The 8,188-nt window shown below is 72.3% G+C and carries 8 protein-coding genes; 6 read left to right on the plus strand and 2 right to left on the minus strand.

From position 1 onward, the window contains the following. The first annotated feature begins 63 nt into the window (after positions 1-63). From M4J07_RS45245 to M4J07_RS45270, 6 genes are all read left to right on the plus strand, one after another. Positions 64-279 carry a DUF6243 family protein gene (locus M4J07_RS45245; RefSeq protein ID WP_255982721.1) on the plus strand — a complete coding sequence of 72 codons (216 nt, stop codon included), beginning with the start codon at positions 64-66 and terminating at the stop codon, positions 277-279. A gap of 62 nt (positions 280-341) precedes the next feature. Beyond that, entirely contained in the window at positions 342-1,448 is a 1,107-nt protein-coding gene (rlmN, locus tag M4J07_RS45250; protein ID WP_255982723.1) for a 23S rRNA (adenine(2503)-C(2))-methyltransferase RlmN, read from the plus strand. Positions 1,449-1,705: 257 nt separating this feature from the next. After that, positions 1,706-2,752, plus strand: a complete 1,047-nt coding sequence (locus tag M4J07_RS45255; RefSeq protein WP_305128991.1) for a thiamine ABC transporter substrate-binding protein — start codon at positions 1,706-1,708, stop codon at positions 2,750-2,752. Positions 2,753-2,874: 122 nt separating this feature from the next. Continuing rightward, positions 2,875-4,488: an ABC transporter permease gene (locus M4J07_RS45260; RefSeq protein WP_255982737.1), complete on the plus strand. Its 1,614-nt coding sequence runs from the start codon at positions 2,875-2,877 to the stop codon at positions 4,486-4,488. Next, complete coding sequence (locus M4J07_RS45265; protein WP_255982727.1) at positions 4,488-5,528, plus strand: ABC transporter ATP-binding protein; 1,041 nt, start codon at positions 4,488-4,490, stop codon at positions 5,526-5,528. The genes M4J07_RS45260 and M4J07_RS45265 overlap by 1 nt, the downstream gene beginning before the upstream one ends. Before the next feature lie 9 nt (positions 5,529-5,537). Next, complete coding sequence (locus M4J07_RS45270; protein ID WP_255982729.1) at positions 5,538-6,350, plus strand: maleylpyruvate isomerase family mycothiol-dependent enzyme; 813 nt, start codon at positions 5,538-5,540, stop codon at positions 6,348-6,350. A gap of 23 nt (positions 6,351-6,373) precedes the next feature. Here M4J07_RS45270 and M4J07_RS45275 read toward each other — a convergent pair whose 3' ends face one another. After that, positions 6,374-7,057 carry a response regulator gene (locus M4J07_RS45275; RefSeq protein WP_374215196.1) on the minus strand — a complete coding sequence of 228 codons (684 nt, stop codon included), beginning with the start codon at positions 7,055-7,057 and terminating at the stop codon, positions 6,374-6,376. Next, the coding region (locus tag M4J07_RS45280; RefSeq protein ID WP_255982735.1) for a sensor histidine kinase at positions 7,054-8,188 on the minus strand (1,135 nt) is incomplete at its 5' end. The genes M4J07_RS45275 and M4J07_RS45280, both read right to left, overlap by 4 nt.

Below are 8,188 nucleotides of genomic sequence, written 5' to 3' on the forward strand. Positions count from 1 at the left end.
CGGCGCGCGGAGCCGACGGAACCGGGTAACGTGGATCACTTCACATCACCGCCGGGAGAACCCGTGACCGACAGCAAGAACATCAACAACCCCGTGGGCCAGGGCGGCGGCCAGCGCAAGAAGCAGTCCCGCGCCGAACGGCAGAACAACGGCCCGCACCGCAACGCCGACCGCCGGCGCGCGGCCGACCAGAAGGCGGAGCTGCTGCGCAAGATGCGCGAGAAGACAGGCACGGCCGAGGGCACCGGGCAGACGGACGACGACACCGCCCAGAGCTGACGAACCCCGTCCCACGCCACGACCCCAGGTCACCCCCATCCATCTGCGACACTGGTACAGCCATGCCTAAGCCCGGAGAACTCACTTTCGTCGCCCCGCGCGGAGCCAAGAAGCCGCCGCGGCACCTTGCCGACCTGACGCCTGCCGAGCGCAAGGAAGCTGTCGCCGCGATCGGCGAGAAGCCGTTCCGCGCCAAGCAACTCTCGCAGCACTACTTCGCGCGGTACGCGCACGACCCCGCGGAGTGGACCGACATCCCCGCCGGTTCGCGCGAGAAGCTGCGGGAGGCGTTGCTGCCGGAGCTGATGACCGTCGTGCGGCACCTGTCGACCGACCAGGACACCACGCGCAAGACCCTGTGGCGGCTGTTCGACGGGACGCTCGTCGAGTCCGTGCTCATGCGGTACCCGGACCGGGTCACCATGTGCATCTCGTCGCAGGCCGGGTGCGGGATGAACTGTCCGTTCTGCGCCACCGGCCAGGCCGGGCTCGACCGGAACCTGTCGACCGGTGAGATCGTGCACCAGATCGTCGACGGGATGCGGGCCCTGCGCGACGGGGAGATCCCGGGCGGTCCGGCGCGGCTCAGCAACATCGTCTTCATGGGGATGGGCGAGCCGCTCGCCAACTACAAGCGGGTCGTCCAGTCCATCCGTGCGCTCACCGATCCCGAGCCGGACGGGCTCGGGCTGAGCCAGCGTGGCATCACCGTGTCCACCGTCGGGCTGGTGCCTGCCATTCACCGGTTCGCCGACGAGGGGTTCAAGTGCCGGCTCGCGATCTCGCTGCACGCCCCCGACGACGAGCTGCGCGACACCCTCGTCCCCGTCAACACGCGGTGGAAGGTCCGGGAGGTGCTGGACGCCGGGTGGGAGTACGCCGCGAGGTCCGGGCGCCGGCTGTCCATCGAGTACGCGCTGATCCGGGACATCAACGACCAGGCGTGGCGCGGTGACCGGCTCGGCCGGCTGCTCCGGGGCAAGCCCGTGCACGTCAATCTCATTCCGCTGAACCCGACCCCCGGGTCGAAGTGGACGGCGTCGCGGCCCGAGGACGAGAAGGCGTTCGTCGAGGCCATCGCCGCGCACGGCGTGCCCGTCACCATCCGGGACACCCGTGGCCAGGAGATCGACGGGGCCTGTGGACAGCTGGCGGCCACCGAGCGGTAGCCTTGCCGGTGTACGTCTCGTACAGGCGTACTGACATCTGCATATTCCGACAGGGGAGCGCCACAGCGCTGAGAGTGCGGTATCGACCGCAGACCCTCTGAACCTCGCCCAGGTCATTCTGGGTAGGAAGTTCGGTCAACACTCCAAGCTGTTGCGCCCTGCCCGGAAACCGCGAGGTCTCCGGGCAGGGCCGCGTCTCTTCCTGGTCACCCCCAGGAGGAAAACCAGTGAGCAAGAAGACGTACGTGGCCGTGGCCATGGGCCTCGGTCTCGTCACGCTGTCCGCGTGCGGGTCGTCGAACGACTCGGGATCCGGCGGCGACTCCAAGACCGTCACCCTCGTCAGCCACGACTCGTGGGCCGTCTCCAAGAACGTCCTGGCCGACTTCGAGAAGAAGTCCGGCTACCAGGTGAAGGTCCTCAAGGACGGGGACGCCGGTGAGGCCGTGAACAAGGCGATCCTGTCCAAGGGCAACCCGCAGGGCGACGTCTTCTTCGGCGTCGACAACACCCTGCTGTCGCGGGCCCTCGACAACGGGATCTTCGCCTCGTACAAGGCCGAGGGCCTGGCGGACGTGAAGAGCGAGTACCAGCTCGACAGCGGCAAGAACCGGGTGACGCCCGTCGACACCGGCGACATCTGCGTCAACTACGACAAGGCGTACTTCGAGCAGCACAAGCTGACGCCGCCCGCCTCCTTCGCCGACCTCGCCAAGCCCGCCTACAAGGATCTGCTCGTCACCGAGAACGCGGCCACCTCCTCGCCCGGCCTCGGCTTCCTGCTCGGCTCCGCCGCGAGCCAGGGCGACGACGGCTGGCAGGGCTACTGGAAGAAGCTCAAGGCCAACGGCGTGAAGGTCGTCGACGGCTGGGACCAGGCCTACAACGAGGAGTTCAGCGGCAGCGCCGGCGGCAAGAAGGCCAAGGGCGACCGGCCGCTCGTCGTCTCGTACGCCTCCTCGCCGCCCGCCGAGGCGATCTACTCCGACCCGCAGCCCAAGACGTCGCCCGTCGGCGTCGCGACGGGGACGTGCTTCCGGCAGATCGAGTTCGCGGGCCTGCTCGACGGAGCGAAGAACGAGAAGGGCGGCCAGGCGCTCATCGACTTCCTCGTCTCCAAGGAGTTCCAGGAGGACATGCCGCTCAACATGTTCGTCGACCCGGTGACCAAGAGCGCCACCCCGCCCGCCGAGTACACCAAGTACGCGGTGCCGGTCGACGACGCCGAGACCATGAGTCCCCGCAAGATCGCGGACAACCGTGACGACTGGGTCAAGTCGTGGACCTCGCTCGTACTGAAGTAGCCGACAAGGCAGTCGACAAGGCAGTCGACAAGGCAGTCGACAAGGCAGTCGACAAGGCAGTCGGCAGGGCGGTCGACCAGGCCCGTACGACTCGTGCGGGCAGTGCGGCGCGGCTCGGTCTCATGGCCGTGCCCGTCGCGTTCTTCGGCGTCTTCTTCGCCTATCCGGTCGCCGCGATCGTCGAGCGCGGGCTGCACGTCGACGGCGCCTGGCGGTTCGGGCGGATCCTGGACGTGCTCGGGCAGTCCGACATCCGGCACGTCCTGTGGTTCACGGTGTGGCAGGCGCTCGCCTCCACCGCGCTGACCCTGCTGATCGCGCTGCCGGGCGCCTATGTGTTCGCGCGGTTCGACTTTCCCGGCAAGCAGGTGCTGCGGGCCGTCGTGACCGTGCCGTTCGTGCTGCCGACCGTGGTGGTCGGGACCGCGTTCCTCGCGCTGCTCGGGCAGGGCGGGCTCCTCGACGAGCTGTGGGGCGTGCGGCTCGACACGACCGTGTGGGCGATCCTGCTCGCGCACGTCTTCTTCAACTACGCCGTCGTCGTCCGGACGGTGGGCGGGCTGTGGGCGCAGCTCGACCCGCGGCAGGAGGAGGCCGCGCGGATGCTCGGCGCCTCCCGGCTCGCGGCCTGGCGGAAGGTGACGCTGCCCGCGCTGGTGCCCGCGGTCGCCGCCGCCGCGCTGATGGTGTTCCTCTTCACGTTCACCTCGTTCGGCGTCGTGCAGATCCTGGGCGGCCCCGGCTTCTCGACCCTGGAGGTCGAGATCTACCGGCAGACCGCGCAGATCCTCGACCTGTCCACCGCCGCGGTCCTGACCGTCGTGCAGTTCGCCGCCGTCGGCCTCATCCTCGGCGTGCACGCCTGGACCGTACGGCGGCGGGAGAGCACGCTGCGGCTCGTCGACGCCGCGCAGACGGCGCGGCGGCCGCGCGGCGCGGGGCAGTGGGCGCTGTTGGGCGGAGTGCTGGCGACCGTCGTCGTGCTGGTCCTGCTGCCGCTCGGCGTGCTGGTGCAGCGGTCGCTGGACACCCCGGACGGCTACGGGTTCGCGTACTTCCGGGCGCTCGGCGACGCCGACGGCGGGACCTTCCTCGTCCCGCCGATCGACGCGATCTGGAACTCGCTGGAGTACGCGCTCGCCGCCACCGGCATCGCGGTCGTGATCGGCGGGCTCGCCGCCGCCGCGCTCACCCGCCGGGCCGGCCGGCTCGTGCGCGGGTTCGACGCGCTGCTGATGCTGCCGCTCGGCGTGTCCGCGGTGACCGTCGGATTCGGGTTCCTGATCACGCTCGACGAGCCGCCGCTGGATCTGCGGGCCACCTGGATCCTGGTGCCGCTCGCCCAGGCCCTGGTCGGCGTGCCCTTCGTCGTACGCACCATGCTGCCGGTCCTGCGGGCCGTGGACGGCCGCCTGCGGGAGGCCGCCGCCGTGCTCGGGGCGTCGCCGCTGCGGGCCTGGCGCGAGGTCGACCTGCCCATGGTGCGGCGGGCGCTGCTCATCGCGGCGGGGTTCGCGTTCGCCGTGTCGCTGGGCGAGTTCGGGGCGACCGTGTTCATCGCGCGGCCCGACAACCCGACCCTGCCGGTCGCCGTGGCCCGGCTGCTCGGCCGGGCCGGTGACCTCAACTACGGGCAGGCGATGGCCCTGTCGACCGTCCTGATGGTCGTCTGCGCCGCCGCCCTGCTGCTGCTCGAACGCATGCGGCCCGCCAGGGCCTCGACCGGGGAGTTCTGATGGCGCTGCTGGAGCTGGACGACGCGACCGTACGGTTCGGCGGCCGCGCCGTGCTCGACGACGTGGACCTGGCGGTCGCCGAGCACGAGATCGTGTGCGTGCTCGGGCCGAGCGGCAGCGGCAAGTCGACGCTGCTGCGGGCCGTCGCCGGACTGCAGCCCCTGGACGGCGGCCGGGTGTCGCTCGACGGACGCGACCAGACGGGCGTGCCCGCGCACAAGCGGGGCGTCGGCCTGATGTTCCAGGACCATCAGCTGTTCCCGCAGCGCGACGTCGGCGGCAACGTCGCCTTCGGGCTCCGCATGCACGGCGCCTCTCGCGACGAACAGGCCTCCCGCGTACGGGAGTTGCTCGCGCTCGTCGGTCTACCGGGCGCCGAGCATCGGGCCGTCGCCGCGCTGTCGGGAGGCGAGCAGCAGCGGGTCGCGCTCGCCCGCGCCCTCGCGCCGCGCCCCCGGCTGCTGATGCTGGACGAGCCGCTCGGCCAGCTCGACCGCTCCCTGCGCGAGCGGCTCGTCGTCGAACTGCGGGAACTCTTCGGCGACCTGGGCACCACCGTCCTCGCCGTCACGCACGACCAGGGCGAGGCCTTCGCGCTCGCCGACCGGGTCGTGGTGATGCGGGACGGCCGCATCGCCCAGTCCGGGACGCCTCTGGAGGTGTGGCAGGACCCCGCCGACGAGTTCGTCGCCCGCTTCCTCGGCTTCGACAACGTCGTCCCGGCGAGCGTCACCGGCGAGTCCGCGGACACGCCGTGGGGCAAGGTGCCGGTGCCGGCCGGCGCGCCGCAGGGCCCGGGCACGATCCTCGTCCGGCCCGCCGGGGTACGCCTCGTGCCCGCCGCCGACGCCCAGTTGACCTGCACCGTCGCCGCCCGCACCTTCCGCGGCACCCACGTCGCCCTGCACCTGCAGCCCGCGGACGCGCCCCGGCTCGAAGCGGCCTGCGCGCTGCGCGAGGCGCCGGAGCCGGGCGCCGAGGTCGGCGTCGCCTTCGACGCGGCGGAAATCGTGGTGCTGGAAGCCGGTCCCGCTTCGTAGGGTCGGCGCATGACGACGGAAACCCAGCCGCACGCGCCGCTCTCCCACGACCGCTACTGCGACGAGATCCTCGCCCAGACCGATCTGCTCAGGGACCATCTGCGCGGCGCCGACCTCGCCGTGACCGTGCCGACCTGCCCCGACTGGACGCTGCGCGACCTCGCCGTGCACGTCGGCGGCGCCCACCGCTGGGTCGAGACGACCGTGCGCACCCGGGCCGTGGAGGAGGTGTCGGAGAAGGCGGTGGAGGGCTTCGAGGGGCCCGCGGACGACGACCCCGCCGCACTCGACGCCTGGCTCGCCGACGGCGCCCGCCGCACCGCCGACACGCTCCGCGCGGCCGGCCCCGACGAGCCCTGCTGGACCTGGTCCTGGCGCCGCGACGCCGGGTTCTGGGCCCGCCGCATGGCCCACGAGACGGTGGTCCACCGCGCCGACGCGGCCCTCGCCGCCGGAGCCGCCTACGACGTGCCGCCCGAGCTCGCGGCCGACGCGGTCGACGAGTGGCTGCAGATCGTCACGTACGGGCAGCGCATCGGCTTCGACCAGGCGCTCATCGACCTGCGCGGTCCCGGCCGCACCCTGCACCTGCACGCCACCGACACCGCGCCCGAGGTGGCGGCCGAGTGGCTGATCGAGCTGCGCGACGAGGGCGTCGCCTGGCGGCGCGGCCACGAGAAGGCCGACGTCGCGCTGCGCGGACCGCTCACCGCGCTGCTGCTCGCCTTCTACCGGAGGGTGCCGCTGGACGACGCGCGGGTGGAGGTGCTGGGCGAGCGGGAGCTGCTGGAGTTCTGGCTGGAGCGGGCCACCTTCGGCTGAGCCGCCTTCGGCTGAGCGGGCCCTCACGGGGCGGGTCTGACCAGGCCCGTCTCGTACGCCGTGATCACCGCCTGCGCGCGGTCGCGCAGGTCCAGCTTGGCGAACAGCCGGTTGATGTGGGTCTTCACGGTGTGGTCGGTGATGGTGAGGTGCTCGGCGATCTCCGCGTTCGACAGACCGCGGGCGATGAGGACGAGCACCTCGACCTCCCGGCCGGTGAGCCCCTCGACGCTGCGCCTCGGCGGGACGGTGACGCGCTGCCGGGCGAACTCGGCGACCATCCGCTGGGTGATCTCGGGCGAGAGCAGTGCGTTGCCCGCCGCCACCACCCGTACCGCGTGCAGCAGTTCGGGGAAGGTGGCGTCCTTGAGGAGGAAACCGGACGCGCCCGCGGCGAGCGCCTCGTAGACGTACTCGTCGAGGCCGAACGTGGTCAGCATCAGCGCCTTCGTCGTGCCGCCCGAGGCCCGCGACGCGTCCAGGATCGCGCGGGCCGCCTCGATGCCGTTCGTCCCCGGCATCCGGATGTCCAGGAGCACCACGTCGGGGCGGTGCTCGGCGGCCAGCCGCACCGCGCCCGTGCCGTCCTCGGCCTCCGCGACCACCTCGATGTCCGGCTGGGTGGCCAGCAGCCCGGCGAACGCGGTGCGGACCACGGCCTGGTCGTCGGCGACCAGCGTGCGGATCTTCTGCGGCACGGGGGTCACCAGGGCAGCACCGCCTCGACCAGGAAGCCGCCGGCGCGGCCCGGGCCGGCGGTGAGGGTGCCGCCCACCAGGGCCGCGCGCTGGCGCATGCCGGGCAGGCCGTGGCCGGGCGGAGCGTCGGGCGCGGGGCCGGGCCCGTCGTCCGCGACCCTGATCGTCAACCGGTCCTTCCCGTAGCCGAGTTCGACGGAGACGGAGGTGGCGGCGCCGGGGGAGTGCTTGCGCACGTTCGTCAGGGACTCCTGGACGATCCGGTACGCCGACAGTTCCCAGGTCGCGGGCAGCGGCACCCGCTCGCCCGTCACCGTCAGCTCGGCGCTGCCGCCCACCGTGCGGTGCTGCTCGATCAGATCGCCGAGGCGGTCCAGGGACGGCTGCGGGGCGGTCGCCGCGCCGCCGTCCGCGTGCAACACCCCGAGCAGCCTGCGCAGTTCGGCCATCGACGCGCGGGCCGTGCCCGCGATCTGCTGGAAGCCGTCCCGGGCGGTGGGCGACAGACCGGGCGTCGTGTACGTCGCGCTCTCCGCCTGCACCGCGATCATCGACACCGAGTGGGCGACGATGTCGTGCAGCTCGCGGGCGATCGCGGCGCGCTCCGCCTCCGCGGCCTGGCGCCGCTCCATGGCGATCAACTGGGCCTGCGCCAGCGCCCGGTCCTGCCGGGCCTGCTCGCGGGAGCGGACCGCGTCGCCGAGCGCGACGGCCGCGAGGACGAACGCGGACAGCCCGAACGTCTCCGTGAACAGGCTCAGCGTGCCCGCCTGGCCGAACGTCGGCACGTTCGGCAGCCGGTCGTCGCGGGCCCAGCTCGCGATGTGCACGAGGTTCACGCTGAGCGCGCCGAACGCGCCGCCGGCGACGAGGAGCGCCGGGTGCAGCACCCGGTGCCTGGCCAGCACGTACCAGCCCATCGGCCCGCAGATCATCGCCGAGAACGACAGCGCGGTGTCCGCGCCGAAGCTCACGAACGCCGCCGCGACCGTGAGCAGCGCGACCGGCGGACAGGCCCGCCGCCACATCAGGGACGCCGCGCACAGGACGACCGCCACCGTCATGGTGAGCGAGCCGGGGAAGAAGCACAGCTCCACGATCGTGCCGGCCGTGAGGACGGCCCCCGAGACGTACGGGTGG

The organism is Streptomyces longispororuber, from assembly GCF_024448165.1.
Lineage (GTDB): Bacteria > Actinomycetota > Actinomycetes > Streptomycetales > Streptomycetaceae > Streptomyces > Streptomyces longispororuber_A.